Consider the following 18,673-nt stretch of genomic DNA (forward strand, 5'->3'; position numbering starts at 1 on the left):
TCGTCGTGAACGTGCGGCGCTCAGCGCTGCAACGTCGAATCGAAGGACTCGCCAAGCTCGGCGGCCCCCACGATCTGCGCCGTCTTGTCGTGCCCCACGTGCAGGATGTGCGTGTTCAGATCCCGGATCAGGCGTGCCAGCGGGAACTCGTCGAACAGCGCCGTCGAGCCGGCCAGCATGATCAGCGTGTGCGACATCTCCAGCGCAGCATGCGCGCAGATCGACTTCGCCTGCATGGAGATCAACTCTGCACGTTGTACGTCGCCAGCGCGCCACGCGTCGATGGCGTTCTCGAAGACGACCTGCGCGCCGTGCAGTTGCGTCTTCGCCTCGCCCATGCGCAATTGCACGAACGGATCCTTGCCCCGGCCTCGCTCGATCAGACTTTGACGCACCCACTCGTACGCCCCCTCGATCATGCCGAGATAGTTCGCGGTGAAGCCCAGGTGGAAGCGTCCCTGCCAGCGCCCGCGCGGGTACACCCCCGGCTCGCCGAGGACATGCAATTCGTCGATGAAGACGTCATTGAGATAGATCTCCGGACTCGGACACACGCGCATGCCGGTCGGACGGTACCAGTCGTGATTGATACTGAGCCCTTCCATGCCCGGCTCGACGATGACCATCAAATGCGACTTGTAATACTCGGTCTCGCCTTCGATGGTCGCGAACACGATGGCAACGCCATTTTCGTAACCGTTCGTCGCGTAATTCTTGTTGCCGTTGACGATGTAGCCGCCGTCCACCTTCTTTGCGGTGGTCTTGAGCACGTACATATGCTTGCGCCCCGCCTCGCTGCCAACGAACGACGACACGCTCATCTTCTGTGTCATCGGCTTGACGAAGCGCTCACGCTGCGCATCGGTGCCGAGTTCGTCTAGCGCCCAGGCCACGTGGTTCTGCACCTGCATGCAGTGCGCCGTGCCGGGCGAGACGCGGGCGACGCGCCGCATCGCCTGCAGGAACGTTGCCGGATCGGCGGACATCACGTTGCTGCCCAGGCCGCCATGCTCCTTGCGTACTGTCGCAGTAAGCAGTCCCAGCTCGAACAGGTCCTGCAAGTTCTCGAACGGCATGGCGGCCGCGTCGTGGTACTCACGCTCACGTGCCGGGAAACGGCTTTGCACGACCGACTCCAGCGCTGCGAGCACATCGGGGTTGCCCTGCCTGGACAACGAAGGGGTTTCCGCAAAATTCATGTTGCCTCCTGAAAGGGGACCGCCTGAGCCTCCGGAGCGGAGGTCTTGGCGGTTTCTATCGCTTTCGGGCCGATGGCGCGCGCAGCGGTGTTCGCTGTCGCAACGGGAATCGTCTCCGCGAAATGACATGTCACCCAGTGGCGCGGGGCAATTTCCCGCGCGACCGGTTTTTCCTCACGACACCGCGCCGCCGCGTGTGGGCAACGCGGATGAAACGGGCATCCCGAGGGGGGATTCATCGGCGACGGGATTTCGCCGGCCACCGCTTGTGCATCCTGCCCGCTGCTGCCGCCTCGCGCGTCGACAGACGCAATCAACGCCTGCGTATAGGGGTGGCGGGCGTCGCGCATGAGCGTGGCCGTGTCGGCCACTTCCATAAACTCGCCGAGATACAACACACCGATGCGCTGGCTCATGTACGCGACCACCGCCAGATCGTGCGAAATCAGCAGATAGGTGAGATCGAGCGTGCCCTGCAAGTCCTTGAGCAGATTCAGAATCTGCGCCTGAATGGACACATCGAGCGCGGACACCGGCTCGTCGAGAATCATGCAACGAGGGCTCAGGCTAAGCGCTCGCGCGATGGCCACGCGCTGACGCTGGCCGCCCGACAGCTCGTGTGGGAACTTGCGCGCAGCGCCCGGTGGCAGGCCGACGAGTTGCAGCAGTTCGTCGACGCGCCGCAACCGCTGCGCATCGTCGAGCGAGCGATGAATGCGCAACGGTTCGTCAATGATGCGACCGATCCGCATGCGTGGATTGAGCGCGCTGTACGGGTCTTGCAGCACGGGCTGCAGCATGCGGTGAAAGTCAGCGCGAGAGCGTCCACTCAACTGCTGAACATCCTGTCCGTCCACTTTCACCTCGCCGCTCGTCGCCGGTTCGGCCAGCATCAGCATCTTGGCGATGGTGCTCTTGCCGGAACCGGACTCCCCAACAAGACCGAAAGTCTCGCCCGGTTCGACGTCGAACGTCACGCCGGCCACGGCGTGCAGCGGGCGCGCACGCCCGAGCAAGCCGCGACGCACGTCGTAGGTTTTTCTCAGGTTGCGCACGCTCAGGTAGGGTTGGGACATCACGCCACCTCCCTGCGCAGGCGCGTCGCATCGCCGATGGCCGTTTCGACCTCGGTGTCGTTGTCCGAGCCACCCGGCATGCCGTGGACGCCCGGCTTCCCCTGAGTCCAAAGGGACATCGCCTGCCAGCACGCGCTGCGGCGCGCCGCACCCCGCCATTCGAACCAGTCCGGATACTGGTCGCGACATTGCTGCGTGGCGTGCGCACAGCGCGGCGCGAATCGGCAGCCCTGCGGCCACTCGGTAAGGCCGGGCTGCTGCCCGGGAATCGCTTCGAGACGCTGTTCGTAACGGCCCAGCGACGGCACGGCCCGGAGCAGACCAGCGGTGTACGGGTGCGCCGGACGCGCAAACACATCGGCAATCGGTCCCGACTCCACGATGCGACCGCCGTACATGATCGCCACGTCGTCACAGAACTGCGACGCAAGGTGCAGATCGTGCGTCACGAAGATCAGCGCCATGTTGCGCTGCTGCTGAAGCTCTCGCAGCAGTTTCAGAATCTGCAACTGCACGGTGACGTCGAGCGCCGTCGTCGGCTCGTCGCAAATGAGCAGATCGGGCGAGAGCGCGATGTTGATGGCGATCGAGACGCGCTGACGCATGCCGCCGCTGAACTGGAACGGGTAGCTATCAAGCCGCTCCTGTGCGGCTGGTATCTTCACGCGCTCAAGCGCCTGTACGCAAAGACGGCGCAACTCGGCCTTGTCGCGAATGCCCCGATGCACACGGAAGATCTCTCCGACCTGATCGCCAATGGTGAGCAGCGGGTTGAGCGAGGTCATGGCGTCTTGCAGGATCATGCCGATCTCGCGGCCGCGAACCTTCGCCATCTCCGCGCCCGACAGTTGGGTCAGATCCCGGCCCTTGAACCGCACTTCGCCTTGCACCACCTTGCCGTTCGACGGCAAGAGCCCGAGCAGCGAGTTGCACGTCATGCTCTTGCCCGAACCCGACTCGCCCACGAGGGCGAGCGACCGCCCTGCTTCGACTCGCAAGCTCACGTTGTCCACGGCGGTGACGACACCGTGCTTGCCGCGCAGCATCGTCGTGAGGTGCTTCGCTTCGAGGAGTGCCGTCATTACCACCCCCTCGACATCGTCGGGCTTAGCCGGTCGCGCAGCGCGTCGCCAAGCTGATTGGCCAGCAGCACCGTGACCATCAGCACCATGCCGGGAATGCCGCAGATCCACCATGCAGTCTCGAGATAACCCCGGCCATCGGCGATCATTGCGCCCCACGACGGTGTGGGCGGCTGAACGCCCAGACCGAGGAACGACAGCGTGGCTTCGAGAATGATGATCGTGCCGATATCGAGCGTGGCGAGCACGATGAATGTGTTGACCACGTTAGGCACGATGTGCGCGAACATCACCCGAGCGCGCGATGCGCCGGCGAGTCTGGCGAGCAGTACGAAGTCGCGCGAGCGCAGCGACAACGCCTCGGCGCGTGTCACACGTGCGAAGCGCGCCCAGTTCGCCAGACTCAACACAATCACCAGATTGAAGACGCTAAAGCCAATCGCGCCGACGAGCACCAGCGCAAGGATCACCGCCGGCAGCGCCAGCTGGATGTCCGCGACGCGCATGGCGACAGCGTCGACCCAGCCTCCCAGATAACCCGCGGCGATGCCGAAAAGGCTGCCGAAAATGCCCGCGATCAGCACTGCGCAGAACGCGACATAGAGCGAGATCTGCGAGCCCCAGATCACGCGCGACAGCAGGTCGCGGCCCAACTGATCCGTACCGAACCAGTGGGCGGCCGACGGCGGCTTGAGGATGTCGCTCAGCGAGATCGCGTTCGGGTCGTAGGGGGAAAACCACTGTGGCGCCAGGGCGACGACCACGAGGGCCACGGCCAGCGCCAGGCAGACCCACAGTTGCGCGTTGCGCCAGTGCGCCCGGCGCGCACGTGCCTGCGGCACCGGCACGCTGAGCTCAGCGGGGCGTTGCTGCAAGTCATGGGGAGTGACTTCATGCATAACGAATCCTTGGGTCGACATAGGCGTAGAGCACGTCCACTGCCAGGTTCAGCAAGGTGAAGATCAGCGCACCGACGGTGACGGCTGCCTGCACGACCGTGTAGTCGAGATTGGAAATCGAATCCAGAATCAGGCGGCCGATGCCCGGCCACGAAAAGATGAACTCGACCGAGACCGCGCCGCCCATCAGAATGCCGAACTGCAACGCGGTGAACGTGATCATGGGCAACAGCGCATTGCGCAAGGCATGCCGAAAGATGATCGTGCGCTCGGGCACGCCCTTGATGCGTGCGAATTTGATGTATTCCGTATCGAGCACTTCCGACATGCTCGAGCGCGTGAGCCGCATGATCCCTGCCGCTGAATACCAGCCCAGCGCCACGGCCGGCATCACCAGATGCCAGAACGTGCCGTATCCGTTGGTCGGAAACCAGGACAGCTGGATCGAAAACAGGCGGATAAACAGCAGACTGAACAGGAACGGCGGCGCGGCCTGACCCAGGACGGCGAACAGCTTGGCGCACTGATCGACGGCGCCGCTACGACGCACCGCAGCGATCGCGCCGAGCGGCACGCCCACGAGAATGCCGAGGCCGAGCGCCGAGGTCGTGAGCAGCAGCGTCGGCCCCAGTGCGCCCAGCACCACGTCGAGCGCCGGGCGCGAGAACCGGTACGACATGCCGAGCTGGCCCTGAAGCAGATGCAGAAGGTAGCTGCCGTACTGCACCGCGACCGGACGATCCAGTCCCATCTGATGCCGCAGCAGTTCGCGGTCGGCTTCCGTGGCTTCCGGAGGCAGCATCAGGTGCGTCGGATCGCCGATGAGCCGCACGATCAGGAAAATCACGAGCGTGACGAGCAGCACCGTGATCAGCGATTGCGCCACGCGGCGTGTCAGATAGCGGATCATGCGCGCGCTCCTGCGTCGGTCGTGGCGAGCGGTAGCGTGTCCTCGCCCGCACTCAGCTTTTGCGCGGCGCGATCGCGCAGTTCCAGCTTGCGGATTTTCTGACTGCCTGTGAGCGGCCACGCATCGATGAACTCGACGTAGCGCGGCACCTTGTAGCTCGCAATGTGCTCCCGGCAATACTGCTGCAGTTCGAACGGCGAGATGTCGGCCCCTGCCTGCCGCTCGACATAGGCGAAGCCGACCTCGCCCAGCCGCGCGTCGGGCACGCCGACCACCACCGCCTGGCGCACACCCGGGTACGTTTTGAGAAAGACTTCGATCTCCTGCGTGGCGACGTTAAAGCCGCCCGGCTTGATCATTTCCTTCACCCGGCCGCGATACGTCAGGTAGCCGTCGCTATCGAGCTCGCCCAGATCGCCTGTGAGCAGCCACCCGTCGGCGTCGATGGCCTTGCGATCCTCGTCGGGCATGCGGTAGTAGCCTTTCATGACCACATAGCCGGAAACGCAGATCTGTCCGACAGACCCGGCAGGTAGCACCTTTCCCGTCTCGATATCCGTGATGCGGACAGTCACGCCACGTACGGGCCGTCCGTTGGTGCGCGAGCGCTTCTCGTACGGGTCGTCCCAGCGCGTGCGCACCACGGCGTTGGACGTCTCGGACATGCCATACGCGCTCACGAGCTCCGGCACGTTCAGCGAACGGCTCACCCACTCGAACGATGCCGTGGGCAACGGCGCTCCCGTCCCGGTGCGCAGGCTCGACAGGTCGTATTTCCCGATATCCGGGAACGCCTTCAGATCCTGCACGATAGTGTCGACGAAGAAACTCACAGTAATGCGCTCGCGCTCCACGAGCTCGCAGAAACCCTTCGGCGAGAACTGGTCCGCGATAATCATTGCGGCGCCCGAGAGCGCCATGGCGAGCGTATAGAACGTGCCCGTGGCGGTGAAGAGCGGCACGCAAGAGAGATAACGATCCTCTGCGCTCAGCCGCAGGCACTGCGCGGCATACTGGTTGTTCGCGAGGAGCGCGCCGTGTCGGACCATCGCCCCCTTCGGGAACGACGTCGTACCGGACGTGTAGAGGATCTGCGCGACATCGTCCGGCTTCACCTGGGCGAAGCGGCGCTCCAGTGCGCCGTCGTTCAGGCAGGACTTCCCGTGTGCCTCGATGGCGTGGAAATTTTCCATGCCGCCGGGCAGCGTGCGCTCGGTCGGCAAGCCAATCACGCGACGCAGCGTCGGCATCCGTTCGCAGCGCCAGGCGCCGCGCCGCTGCGTGGTCCATTCGGGATCGAGCTGCGCGAGGATGTCGAAGTAGCGCACCCCGCGCTCGGACGCCCCGCCCCCGCGCTCCTGCACGATCAGCGTGGTCGCGTCCGATTGTCCGAGGACATACGCGACGTCGCTATCGCGAAAGCGCGTGTTCACGGGCACGAGCACGGCGCCAATGAGCGGCACCGCCCAGCGCGCAATGAGCCACTCGGTGTTGTCGGCCATCCATAGCGCCACGTTCTCGCCAGGGCCGACGCCCAACGACATCAGCCCTCGCGCAAAGGCGCGGATGCGCAGCGCGAGCTGCGCGAAGGTCAGACGCGTGTCGCCGTGCACCACCGCTTCGCGCTCGCCGTGGGCATTGGCAATCCACGTGAGCGCGCTCGCGAAGGTTTCGTGAGTCCAGTCGATAGCGTTCGCCCGGGCATCGGCTGCCGGGGCGGGCGGGCGACCTGCGAGCAACGGGCTATCGTCGTCTCTGTTCATGATGGGATTCATCGGTTCGCGTACTTTTCCGTTTGCGAGGCGGTCTGTGTTGGCGGCCTACTTCCAGCTCAGGCTGCGCAGGTTGTAATACCCGCCGCCATGCTGCGGCTCCCAGTTCAGCTTCACATCTGCGGCGAAGGTGTAATAGAGCTCGGTGATCAGCACGGCGTGACCGTCGTCATGAAGCAGGCGGCCAATCTTCCTGAAGATCTCGTCGCGTTGCTCGCGTGAAGTTGCCGCGTCGCCCTGTGCGACCAGTTGCTCGACTTCCGGGTTGAAGTAATCGGACCAGGTGCCTTCCTTCGTCGCCGCACCGCTGATCGGATGGACGGGATCGTAGATGGCGTTCGAGAATTGCATCATCGTCATCGGGCCGCCCTTGTGCGTGTTGTTCAGACGACTCCATGCGGCGTAATCGATGACCTTCACGTTGGTCTTCACGCCGATGGCCGACCAGTACGCCGCAATCACTTCGCATAGTGTCTTCGGGTTATCCGTCGGGCACAGCAGATCGGTCGTGAAACCGTTGGGGTAGCCGCCTTGCGCCAAGAGCTTCTTCGCCTGCGCCGGGTCGTACGGATATGGCTTGAGCGTGCGATCGACGCCGTAGGGGTAGCTCGACGACACATACGAGGACATCTGTGCGCCCACGCCATGCAGTGCCTGATTGATGATGGCCTTGGTGTCGAGCGCGTAGTTCAGTGCGAGCCGCACCTCGCGCTTCGAGAGCGGCGTACCCGGCACGTTGGAGTAGAGCCGCACGGCGAGCGGGCTGCCGACCGGCACCGATTTGACGCTCAGGCCCGCGTTGGCCTTCAGGCGCGCGACGTCGACGCTCGGCACGTAGTCGATCACGTCGACCTCGCCGTTGAGCAACGCATTGATGCGGCTGCTCGCCTCCGGAATGACCTTGAAGACGAGGCGCTTGATGCCGGGTTTCGGTCCCCAGTAGCCGTCAAAACGCTCCAGGGTGACCGACTGACCGATCTTCTGTTCGACGAACTTGTATGGGCCGGAGCCGACCGGTTCGCGCGCAAAGGCCTCTGGGGAGGCCAGCCCTTCGGTGTACGTTTTCGGCACGAGCAGCAAATACCCGGCGATCTTGTTAAGAAAGGCCCCGTCCTGACGCTTCAGATGAAATACGACGGTCGTATCGTTGGGCGCATCCACCCGATCGACGAGATTGGCGAAGTATGGACGCCGCGTGCTTTTCGTCTCGGGCGCCAGAATGCGCTCGACCGAATACTTCACATCCTTGGCCGTGAGCTTCGCCCCATTGTGGAATTTGACATCGTTGCGCAGCGTGAACGTGTATTGCAGCCCGTCGGGCGCGATCTTCACGCCCGTGGCTACGCTCGGTTTCAGATTGCCCTGGATGTCGAACGCATAAAGCGTGTCGAACAACTGCCAGCCGTAACGCTGTGAATCGCCCGTGGCGGCGACCTGACCGTCGAGATTGTTGATGTCCTTGCCGATCGCGAAGACCACCGTATCGCGGTCGACAGCGGGTTTTCCGCCGATCGCCAGCGCGACCGACGATGTCCAAAGGGCCGCGCACAGCGCGATACCCGAACCGAACCACGCCATCCGGCGCGGCCACGTTTGCAATGCCCGTGTGTGCATTGATTTCTCCGAAGAAGAGCGGTGAACGAAGCGATGTCGACCCAGGGGCCTGGCTGGCCCGGACGGGCTTGACGTCTTAACGCAACGTCTCCGGACCGCCCTTGACATAGATGATCTGCCCCGAGACGAACGACGCGTCTTCGCTGCAAAGGAACGCCACGACATTGGCAATGTCTCGCGGCACGCCCACGCGTCCCAGCGGAATGTGCTTCGCGCGCTGCCGCTTGTATTCCTCAGGGTCGATGCCGCGCCGCTGCGCGGTTTGACGCGTCATTTCGGTATCGACGAACCCCGGCGCCACCGCGTTGACATTGATGTTGAAGGGGCCGAGTTCGATGGCGGCCGTGCGCGTGAAGGCCTGAAGCCCGGCCTTGGCCGACGAGTAGTTCGCCTGCCCGCGATTGCCCAGTGCCGAAGTGGAGGAGAGATTGACGATCTTGCCGCTGCGTTGCTCGACCATATGTCGTTGCGCGGCGCGCGTACACAGGAAGGTGCCGCGAAGATGGACGTTCATGACGCGGTCCCAGTCGTCGACCGACATCTTGAATAGCAGGTTGTCGCGCGTGACGCCCGCATTGTTCACGAGCACATCGAGTCCACCGAGTTGGGCGATTACCTGCGTCACCAGCGCCTCCACCTGCGCCTCGTCGGTGACGTCGCAACCGAAGCCCACGGCGTCATGCCCGCCGTCGTGCTTCAGCGCCTGCGCCGCGCTTTGCGCAGCATCCGCCGAAATGTCGCAGATGGCAACGCGCGCACCTTCCTGCGCGAACCGTTCGGCCGTGGCGTAACCAATGCCACGCGCGCCGCCCGTCACTAGAACCACCTTTCCCTGGAAGCGATTGCTCATGCGCTTGCGTCTCCTGGTTGTGGCGCTGCCTGGTCTGTGCCGGCAGTCGTCGTCATGGAAACCAGTCTAGACACGCGTGCTGAGATGGTCAATATTTGAAACAAATAACTTTGCGTTAATTTCATCAGGGATAACTCTCGGTTCATTCGAAACACCGTCGGTTATCTTTATAACGCAAGCAGGAGCGAGTCTTTATATGGATTAATGCTTAGTAAATCACAGCACTTCGGCGTGCGTTTTCTGCGAAAATTAAGGCGACAGTAATTCCACTATTTGTACATTTATTCGGTTCATTGAAATTCTCACATGCGACATACGGCCTATCCCGATGTTCCGGCGGTGCGCGCCGCGCGAAGCGCGTCACGCGCGGCGGGCGTTCTTTGCGCCGGCATCGTCTTCGATGGCCTCCCTGTCGGCGCCGGTGGGAGCGTGGAGCGCCGCATTTCGCCCGGCGATGCGCCCGCCGACGATGCACTCGGCGAGATTGCCGCCCGCCATGTAGATGTGACCGAACACGCTGCCGAGTTCGCCTGCCGCATAAAGTCCGGCGATTGGATCGCCAAACGGATCGAGCACGCGTTGCGACGCGTCGTGCACGGGGCCGCCTTGCGTGTTGATGACGACCGGCCACAGCGAAGCTGCATAGAACGGCCCCTCGCGCAATGGCGCCATCGTCTCGGCGCGACGACCGAACGCGTTGTCGTGCCCGGCGTCGCACGCGGCGTTCCATTCGTTCACGGTGCGAACGAATTCCACGGCATCGATGCCAAGCTTGCGCGCCAGCGCTTCGAGGGAGTCGCCCACTTGCAGCAGGCCGTTCTCCACCTCTTTCAGGTTGTCGTGACTCCACTCGTACCAGGCGTCGCGATCGTTCGTGATCGAGCGTCCCATCGGGTACATGCGCCGCCCCGCCTCGTCGAAGATAAGGAACGACGGCAGGCGGTCGTGTCGATACGTGCTGGGGTCGTAATGATCGAACTGGCGCACGCCGGTGTCCGAGAGGTACGGCGGATACTCGTTGACGTAGCGCCGCGCGCGTTGATCCACGATGATCCACGCCATCTTCGGCAGCGGCTTCGTTTCCCGCTCCGGCGTCCACATCGGCAAGATCTTGGCGTAGATGCCAAACGGATACGACGGGTCTGGGTGCCGAATGCCATACGGGCCGTGGTGGTGCCACATGTGCCACAGTGCGGCGCCCGCCGCCTGCGCCATGCGGATGCCATCTCCCGTATTGCCGCGAAAGCTGCCCGGCAATACCGGCGTCGAGACGAAGAACTGGCGCTTCATCTCTTCGTCCGCCTCGAAGCCGCCGCAGGCCAGCACCACCGCGCGTCGGGCGCGCACGCGAATCGATACCTCGTCGCGCCGCAACACGACGCCCTGCACGTCACGCTGCGCCCCCTGCACCAGTCGGTCCACGCTCGTGGACAGCCATACGTCGATGCGCCCGGTTGTGCGGCGCGCTTCGACGTTATCGAGCAGAACCTTGAAGAGCAGGCAGCCGGGTCGGAACGGGCGTGCGGCCAGGTAGCCTGCAGGATCGCCGAAACCGGGGATCGATTCGATGTCGGCATAGGCCAGCGCATCGCACCCGGGGAACGGGTAATTGCCCGCCGCCGCTTCAACGCGCACGACAGCGCCGTTGATTCGCGCGAGTTCGCGAAGGTAGTCCGGCGCCTGCGTCATGCCGATCGCAAGGGCGCGCAATACGTCGTCGGGGGTGCGGCCGCCGCATGTGTGTTGCAGGTAGGCAAACGCCGCCTGCGCGTCGCCGGACACGCGAACGCCGCCGGCGGAGAGGATCGAGATGCCGCCGGGATCGGCCATTTTCTCGACCAGCAGCACGCGCGCGCCCGCGTCGGCCGCCTCGATGGCGGCAACCGCGCCCGCTGCGCCGTAACCCACCACGATCACGTCGTATTGCGCATGCCACGCGGCGTCCATCTTGTCCGTCTCGTCCGCCCTGCCCGGTGCGTCCGCGCGCCGATGTTCCGATGTGTTCATGAAAGCAGCCATGTTCTCGACGACTCCTCGTTGTCCATTGCTCGTCACTCGTTAAACCAATCATCACCACCCGGAGGAAACCGAAATGCCCCACCAAGCCGTTCGTTCTGAAATCACCGGCACCGTCTGTCAGGTGCTCGTTGCCGAAGGCGACGTCGTGTCCGAAGATCAGGCGCTGCTGATGGTCGAATCGATGAAGATGGAAATTCCCGTCATTGCGCCGCGAGCCGGACGCGTGACGAAGGTGCACTTCAATGTGGGCGACCCGATCGGCGAAGGCGACGATGCGGTGAGCCTCGACGCCTGATCCGTCCGGGTACGACCTGCGCGATCGGGCGGCGCATGGCGTGTCGCCCGATCGCGTCAACTCAATGCCACGCGACTTTGCGGAAGTTGAGGAAGCCCGAGCCTTGCTGCACTTCCCAGGTCAGCCCCTTCTTCTTGGCGAAGACATTGAAGAGTTCCGTGACAAGTACGGCGGAGGCGTCGTCGTGAAGGATTTTGCCGATCTTGCGAAACAACGCGCCGCGCGCTTCGGCGCCCGTCGTCGTATCGAGCTGCTTGAGGAGCGCTTCGACTTCAGAGTTGTAGTAGTCCGACCATGCACCCTCCTTCGAGAACGAGCCCGCCACCGGGTGAATGGGGTCGTAGATCGCGTTGGTGAATTGCGTGGTCGTCATCGGCCCCGTCTTGTGCGTGTTGTTCAGGCGACTCCATGCGGCATAGTCGATGCGGTTGATGTCGACCTTCACGCCAACCTGCCCCCAATAGGCGGCAAGGGCTTCGGCAAATTCCTTGGGTGTGCCGACGGCGTCGTAGAGCTTGATGGAGAAGCCATTCGGATAGCCGGCCTGCCGGAGCAAGGCGCGTGCTTTCGCGGGGTCATATGGATACGGGGCGACGCTGGGGTCTCCGCCGTACGGGAAGTACTTCGAGATGAACGTGCCCATGGGTGCGCCAACGCCGTGAAACACGCCCTTGATGATGGCGTTCGCGTCAACGGCGTAGTTCAGGGCGAGGCGTACGTCGCGCTTGGCCAGCGGCGAATCCGGCACGTTCGAGTAGAGGCGAACGTGCATTGGCGAGGACACCGGGTTCGTGATGATGTCCAGCGCCGCGTCCTGCCGCAGGCGGGCGACTTCGGCCAGCGGGATCATGGCGGCAATATCGACTTCGCCCGAGACGATCGCGTTGACCCGGCTCGACGGCTCGGGAATGTACTTGAAGACGAGCGTCCTGATGGCGGGTTTGTCGCCGTAGAAGTCGTCGAAGCGTTCGAGTTCGAGGAACTGACCGACTTTGTTCGTCTTTACGCGATAGGGGCCGGTGCCGACGGGCGCGGCGGCAAACGCCTCAGCGTTCGGCAGCGATGTCGCGTACTTCTGGCCGACGATGAAGAGGAAGCCCGCGATCTTGTTGAGGAACACGCCGTCGGGTTGCTTCAGGCGGATGCGCACGGTGAGCGGGTCGGGTGTCTCGACGCTGTCGATGACCGGCGCGAAATACGGGCGACGCGTGCTTTTGGTGGTCGGGTCGATCACCCGCTCGATCGAGTACTTCACATCGGCCGAGGTGAAGGTGTCGCCGTTGTGGAACTTGATGTTCGGGCGCAGCTTGAATGTATAGACCAGGCCGTCGCTGGACATCGTATAGCTGGTGGCCATGCGCGGCACGATGTTGCCCTTCGCATCGAAACCGTAAAGCGTGTCGAAGATCGACATCGCGTAGCGCTGGGAGTCGCCGCTTGCGGTGACCAGTGCATCGAGGCTCTGAATTTCCTTGTCGAGCGCCACGACGAGCGTGTTCCGATCGACCGCCGGCCCCGTCTTGTCGGCGGCCGTCGCCGTGGACGTCATTGCCGTCGAGCTCAGGGCCCCGAGGGCAATGACGGCGGCTGCCGCCCTCGCCCGCCAGCGCCGTATCACCTGCGTCATGCGCGCTGCGGCGCGTCGTCCCATCAATTCATTCATCTTGGCCTCTTGCATAATGTTCAAATAGTGGAATTACAGAAGCATCGAAAACCCCATCCGGATGAGTGCAATTTCTGTGGCACGTTAGTGAAATATCCGCTATAAAAGCTAGGAAACATGATCTTCGATGTCAATAAGCGATCATACCGACGCGACATCGATGCTTACATGGTGCTTCATATAATCGTTATTTATTTCAATATATGGATATCCGGAAAGGCCCTTGCCTTCCGTGACCATTGCACTGCCGGGACGCTCATGGACCAACGGAAAATCGACGAACTGCATGCCCGCCGGGAGGCCGTCCGGACCGCGACCCCGGCGTCTGCCATCGATAAGTTGCGCGAGCAAGGCAAGCTCACCGCGCGTGAGCGCATCGCGTTGTTGCTCGACGACGGCAGCTTCGTCGAGATGGGCGTGCATGCGCATAGCGCGCATCCTTCGCTGCGCGAGCGCACTCCGGCCGACGGCATTGTCACGGGGCACGGCACGATCGATGGCCGCATCGTCTACGTCGCTGCCGACGATGCGAGCGTGCTTGGCGGCACGCGTGGGCGTGTGGGCGAAATCAAAATTGCGCGGATGCGAGAGGCCGCGCTGCGACATCGCAAACCGTTCATCGCGTTGATGGAAGCGGGTGCGGCACGGGTACAGGAGAGCTTTGGGGCGATGGCGGCGAATATGGGCGCGCGCTTTGCCGATCACTTCCGCCTGTCGGGACAGGTCCCTCAACTCGCCGCGATACTCGGACCCGCTTTCGGCGGGCCGTCGTTCACGGCGGCACAGTCGGACTTCACGGCGCTGGCGCGCGGCACGGGCGTGATGGGCATGTCGGGGCCGCTCGTCGTCAAAGTCGGCACCGGCGAGTCTGTCACCGCCGAGGCGATTGGCGGGGCCGATGTCAGCGAGACGGTCACCGGGCAGGCCGACTATGTCGGCGAGACGGAGGTCGATACCTTGCGCAGCCTGCGCACGTTTCTGTCGTTTCTGCCCAGCCACAGCGGCGAACTTCCGCCGGTCGCCAACGCGCAGCCTGCAGCGCTGGACACGGCTGAGGGCCGGGAGAAGCTGCGCGCGCTGATTCCCGACGTCGGGCGTCAGGCCTACGACATGAAGCGCGTGCTGGGCCTGATCGTCGACGCGGGCGACCTGTTCCATTACCGGCCGCGATATGGCCCCAATCTGATTACGGCATTCGGTCGCATCGACGGCCAGCCGGTCGGCTTCGTGGCCTCCAATCCGATGGCGCGCGGCGGTGTGATGGACGAGAAGACGGCGCAAAAGGCGCGCAAGTTCGTCGATCTGTGCGATGCGTTTCACATCCCGCTCGTCTTCATCTGCGACGCGCCGGGCTTTCTCGTCGGTCCGGAAATCGAGAAACACCGCATGGTGTCGCTCGCAGCCCGTCTGCTCAATACGGTATGCGCGGCATCGGTGCCGAAAATCACGATTGTGGCGCGCAAGGCGATCGGATTGGCCTATCTCGCGATGTGCGGCCGCGCCATGCGTCCGGACTACCTTGCCGCCTGGCCGGGCGCGCACTTCGACGTGATGGGACCGGAGGCCGGTGTGGAACTGGTGTATGGCCGCGACATTGCGGCCGCGCCGGACCCGGCCGCGCGCAAGGCTGAGATCATGGCGCGGCTGGACGAACAGTCGAGCGCGTACGAGGCCGCCGCACAGGGCTGGATCGACGACGTTATCGATCCGGCCGAGACGCGCGACGCCATCCGTCGCGCACTCGCGGCGTCGTCGGATTCGCGACAGCCGGGCTTCAAGCACCGTATCGATCCCTGAGCGCGACGCCAACCGGCCTGCCGCCGGCGTCGCCCTCCCCCTTTCGTTTTCGTTCGAGAACTTCTGTCAAGGCAGCAAGCCAATGGCCATCGACTTTTCCGTGAACGACGGCGTCGCGACGGTGCGACTGAACCGTCCAGAAGCGCTCAATGCCATCGACTATCCGATGCGTACCCGGCTTCAAGGGGTATGGCGACACATCGGCAACTCGCCCGAGATCCGCGCCGTGGTCGTGACGGGGGCCGGGGATCGCGCCTTTAGCAGCGGCGCCGATCTTCGGCAGACGCCGCCCCCATCGACGTCGTTCGCCGCGCAGGCCTTTCGCGGCGAGGGCGCAGAGCCGGAGACCGGATCGCTCACACTGGGCATGGACTTCGATACCCCGGTCATCTGCGCCTTCAACGGCCTCGCCTACGGTGGCGGGTTGGAGATCGGCCTCGCCTGCGACATTCGCATCGCCGCCGATACGGCGCGTTTTGCGCTGCCCGAGGTGACGCTCGGCTCGATGCCGGGTTCAGGCGGCACACAGCGCTTGCCGCGTCTGGTGGGCAGCGCCAACGCCATGTGGATGCTCCTGACCGGCGAGTCCATCGACGCGCAGACAGCGCTTCGCATCGGCCTGGTAAGTCACGTGGTCGCGCCAGACGAACTCGTCGCGACGGCGACGGGCATCGCGCGCCGTATTGCCGACGCCGCCCCGCTCGCCGTACGCGCGATCAAGCAGGCCGCCCGCGACGGCATGGACATGCCCTTGCCGGTGGCGCTCAACCATGAGCGGTACATGTGGGGACTGCTGCGCGACACGGAAGATCGCAAGGAAGGGCGCGCTGCGTTTGCCGATAAGCGTGCCCCGGTGTTTCGCGCACGGTGAGCGCGACGGTGGCGGTAATGGCGGCATCGGTGCGAGACAATCCCACGCGTCACTTCGCCTGCATGGCGCAGGCATCGGAACCCGACAGGCTCTCATGACCCGAACTTCACATCACGCCGGCGACATCGAACTCGAGCTCGCCGATGTCCATCCCGACATTCACGCCGACATTCACGCCGATAGACCCGCCAATCGTCTTGCCAAGACGGCTGCCGGGCGACGCGCGAACGAAGGCACGCAGAGCATTCAGCGAGCGATCGCCGTGTTGCGCCTCATCGCCATGCGTGGCCCGCAAGGCTTACGTCTGCACGAAATCGCCGAAGGGCTGGGACTCGAGCGGATCACCGCCCATCGCATCGTCAAAGGACTCGCGTTCAGCAACATGCTGCAACTCGACGCGCAGGCGCGCCGCTATTCGCTCGGGCACACGGCGTATCTGCTCGGCCAGACGGCGTCTCCCGCGTTCGATCTCAGAGAGCGTTGTCAGCCGACGTTGCGGCGTCTGGCCGAGATGACCGGGGACTCCGTCTTCCTGATGGTGCGAAGCGGTTATGAAGCCGTCTGTTTCGACCACTTGCAGGGCAGCTACCCCATTCGCACGCACAGCCTGAAGATCGGTGCGCGTCGTGCGCTCGGCGCGGGCGCTGGCGCCATGGCGTTGCTAGCGGCGCTGCCCGACAGCGAGGTGGAAGCCGCCATCGCCGCCAACGCCGTGCACCTGCCCCGCTATCGGGATATTTCCCCCGCACGCCTGCGCGAGATGGTCGCAAAGACGCGTGAGGACGGCTATGCAACGAACGTGCAAACGGTGATCGCAGACGTCAGCGCCATCGGCATGACGCTGCCACGCAAGCATGGACCGGCGTTCGTCTCGATCAGCATTGCATCGATCGCGTCGCGCATGGCGGGCGCGCACCTCGGCGAAGCGCTGCAAGCGCTGCGACAGGAGACCGCAGCGCTCGGCCGTCATCTGGACGATGCGCGCATTGCCTGGGGCGGCATGGGCGATGGCGTTGTCGGTTAGCCCCTAGCGGCAAAGTGACGAAGCGACGAAGCAACCTCTCCCCGGCGTGTCGGGGATCGGCAAACGCACAAGGAGACAACATGTTTGAGAAGGTCCTCGTCGCGAATCGCGGCGCAGTCGCCGCGCGCGTCATTCGCGCGTTGCGCGAGATGAATATCCGTTCCGTTGCCGTGTGCTCCGAAGCGGACGCCACATTGCCCTATCTGGCACAGGCCGATGAGGTCTATGCCATCGGCCCTGCGCCCGCGACATCGAGCTATCTCGATCAGGATCGTCTCATGGACGTGCTCCTGCGCTCGCGGGCCGATGCCGTGCACCCCGGCTATGGTTTTCTGTCGGAGAACGCCGATTTTGCGCGCCGCGTGATCGCGGCGGGCGCGACGTTCATCGGGCCGTCGCCGCGCTGGATCGAGGCCATGGGTCACAAGACGCGTGCGCGCGAGCTAATGGCGCGCTACGGCATGCCGATGTCGCCAAGTTCGGGGCTGCTCGACGACCACACCGAGTCGATCAGTGCTGCCGCGCGTGCCATCGGATACCCGGTACTGATCAAGCCCGCCGCCGGTGGCGGCGGCATCGGGATGGTGCCGGCGCGCGACGAAGTCTCGCTGCTCGCGGCGATCGCTCAGGCACGTTCGGTCTCTCAAAAGAGTTTCGGCAACGCAGAGCTTTACCTCGAGAAGTTGATCGAGCGCCCACGCCACATCGAATTCCAGGTGCTCGCGGACAAGGCCGGGAATGCCTGTCACTTGTTCGAGCGCGATTGCTCGGTGCAGCGTCGTCACCAGAAGGTGATCGAGGAGTCGCCTGCCCCGCTGCTTTCGCGTCGCGATATGGAGACCACGGCGGGGAAGATTGCCACATTGCTCCAGACCATCGGATACGACGTCATCGGCACGGCGGAAACGCTGTTCGGGGCGGACGGCACCTGCAATTTCCTCGAAATGAATACGCGTTTGCAGGTCGAGCACGCGGTGACGGAAGCGATTACAGGCGTCGATCTCGTGAAGTCGCAGATTCGCCTCGCGGCAGGTGAGCCGCTGGCGGCGGTCGTGCCGGACGCGCCGCGGGTCAACGGGCACGCCATCGAAGTGCGTGTGTACGCCGAGGATCCGGTGCGCTTCCTCCCCTCGCCCGGCAAACTCACCGCCTTCGAACTCCCGGCTGGCGATGGCATACGCGTTGAGACAGGTTACGCGCAGGGCAACGCCGTTACCCCGTATTACGATCCGTTGCTGGCGAAGATCATCGTGCACGCCACGGATCGTCCCGCCGCCATTCGTCGCATGCGAGAAGCCCTGCAATCGACCGGGATAAGCGGCGTGAAAACCAATATCCCCTTCGCGCTCCGGGTCCTGGACGACGAATTGTTCCAGCTCGGCCATGTTCACACGGCGCTGGGCACCGAAATCCTGGCGGGCGCACACGCCTGATGCGCTTGCGGCGCCCCGGCGGGCAATCGCCTGACAAGCCTCTGACAATCGCCGGGCAATCGTCGGGTAATCAATCATGCAGTGAGGCGCTTTCTACAAACCTTTGCCAATAGGGGCTGGCGGACCGGGGCGAATGCCACGCAAGCGCGCGCCGTCAAGGCGAGGCACG

General features: G+C 63.9%; 15 protein-coding genes. 5 read left to right on the top strand and 10 right to left on the bottom strand.

Annotated elements, in window-relative coordinates; translation table 11 throughout:
* Positions 1–20 precede the first annotated feature (20 nt).
* From UC34_RS12295 to UC34_RS12335, 9 genes are all read right to left on the bottom strand, one after another.
* Positions 21–1,199: an acyl-CoA dehydrogenase family protein gene (locus UC34_RS12295; protein ID WP_044455770.1), complete on the bottom strand. Its 1,179-nt coding sequence runs from the start codon at positions 1,197–1,199 to the stop codon at positions 21–23.
* Entirely contained in the window at positions 1,196–2,275 is a 1,080-nt protein-coding gene (locus UC34_RS12300) for an ABC transporter ATP-binding protein (protein WP_044455771.1), read from the bottom strand. Before UC34_RS12300 ends, UC34_RS12295 begins: the two co-directional genes overlap by 4 nt.
* A complete protein-coding gene (locus UC34_RS12305) occupies positions 2,275–3,357 on the bottom strand; it encodes an ABC transporter ATP-binding protein (protein ID WP_044455772.1) in 1,083 nt (360 codons plus the stop codon). Before UC34_RS12305 ends, UC34_RS12300 begins: the two co-directional genes overlap by 1 nt.
* Positions 3,357–4,256, bottom strand: a complete 900-nt coding sequence (locus tag UC34_RS12310; RefSeq protein ID WP_044455773.1) for an ABC transporter permease — start codon at positions 4,254–4,256, stop codon at positions 3,357–3,359. Before UC34_RS12310 ends, UC34_RS12305 begins: the two co-directional genes overlap by 1 nt.
* On the bottom strand, positions 4,249–5,166 hold the full coding sequence (locus UC34_RS12315; protein ID WP_044455774.1) for an ABC transporter permease: 918 nt from the start codon (positions 5,164–5,166) through the stop codon (positions 4,249–4,251). Before UC34_RS12315 ends, UC34_RS12310 begins: the two co-directional genes overlap by 8 nt.
* A complete protein-coding gene (locus tag UC34_RS12320; protein WP_167370658.1) occupies positions 5,163–6,929 on the bottom strand; it encodes an AMP-binding protein in 1,767 nt (588 codons plus the stop codon). The genes UC34_RS12315 and UC34_RS12320 overlap by 4 nt, the downstream gene beginning before the upstream one ends.
* Positions 6,930–6,986: 57 nt before the next feature.
* Positions 6,987–8,552, bottom strand: a complete 1,566-nt coding sequence (locus UC34_RS12325; RefSeq protein WP_237165298.1) for an ABC transporter substrate-binding protein — start codon at positions 8,550–8,552, stop codon at positions 6,987–6,989.
* 76 nt (positions 8,553–8,628) lie between these two features.
* Complete coding sequence (locus tag UC34_RS12330; protein ID WP_044455775.1) at positions 8,629–9,402, bottom strand: SDR family NAD(P)-dependent oxidoreductase; 774 nt, start codon at positions 9,400–9,402, stop codon at positions 8,629–8,631.
* A gap of 360 nt (positions 9,403–9,762) precedes the next feature.
* Complete coding sequence (locus UC34_RS12335) at positions 9,763–11,421, bottom strand: FAD-dependent oxidoreductase (protein WP_157123175.1); 1,659 nt, start codon at positions 11,419–11,421, stop codon at positions 9,763–9,765.
* Between the two features lie 73 nt (positions 11,422–11,494).
* Here UC34_RS12335 and UC34_RS12340 point away from each other — a divergent pair, with 73 nt between their 5' ends.
* Positions 11,495–11,716, top strand: coding sequence for an acyl-CoA carboxylase biotin carboxyl carrier protein subunit (locus UC34_RS12340; RefSeq protein ID WP_044455776.1), 222 nt, complete (start codon positions 11,495–11,497; stop codon positions 11,714–11,716).
* A gap of 61 nt (positions 11,717–11,777) precedes the next feature.
* On the opposite strand, the gene UC34_RS12345 is transcribed toward UC34_RS12340, so the two are convergent.
* Complete coding sequence (locus UC34_RS12345; protein WP_237165299.1) at positions 11,778–13,379, bottom strand: ABC transporter substrate-binding protein; 1,602 nt, start codon at positions 13,377–13,379, stop codon at positions 11,778–11,780.
* A 117-nt stretch (positions 13,380–13,496) separates the two neighbouring features.
* Between UC34_RS12345 and UC34_RS12350 the strand changes: the two genes are divergently transcribed.
* The 4 genes from UC34_RS12350 to UC34_RS12365 all read left to right on the top strand — a co-directional run bounded on the left by UC34_RS12350 (position 13,497) and on the right by UC34_RS12365 (position 18,504).
* Positions 13,497–15,176, top strand: a complete 1,680-nt coding sequence (locus UC34_RS12350; RefSeq protein WP_052811019.1) for an acyl-CoA carboxylase subunit beta — start codon at positions 13,497–13,499, stop codon at positions 15,174–15,176.
* 82 nt (positions 15,177–15,258) lie between these two features.
* A complete protein-coding gene (locus UC34_RS12355) occupies positions 15,259–16,047 on the top strand; it encodes an enoyl-CoA hydratase/isomerase family protein (protein ID WP_044455777.1) in 789 nt (262 codons plus the stop codon).
* 94 nt (positions 16,048–16,141) lie between these two features.
* Positions 16,142–17,071, top strand: a complete 930-nt coding sequence (locus tag UC34_RS12360) for an IclR family transcriptional regulator (protein ID WP_052811020.1) — start codon at positions 16,142–16,144, stop codon at positions 17,069–17,071.
* A gap of 80 nt (positions 17,072–17,151) precedes the next feature.
* Positions 17,152–18,504: an acetyl-CoA carboxylase biotin carboxylase subunit gene (locus UC34_RS12365; RefSeq protein WP_044455778.1), complete on the top strand. Its 1,353-nt coding sequence runs from the start codon at positions 17,152–17,154 to the stop codon at positions 18,502–18,504.
* The last annotated feature ends 169 nt before the right edge of the window (positions 18,505–18,673 follow it).

The organism is Pandoraea vervacti (genome assembly GCF_000934605.2).
Taxonomy (GTDB): Bacteria; Pseudomonadota; Gammaproteobacteria; order Burkholderiales; family Burkholderiaceae; genus Pandoraea; species Pandoraea vervacti.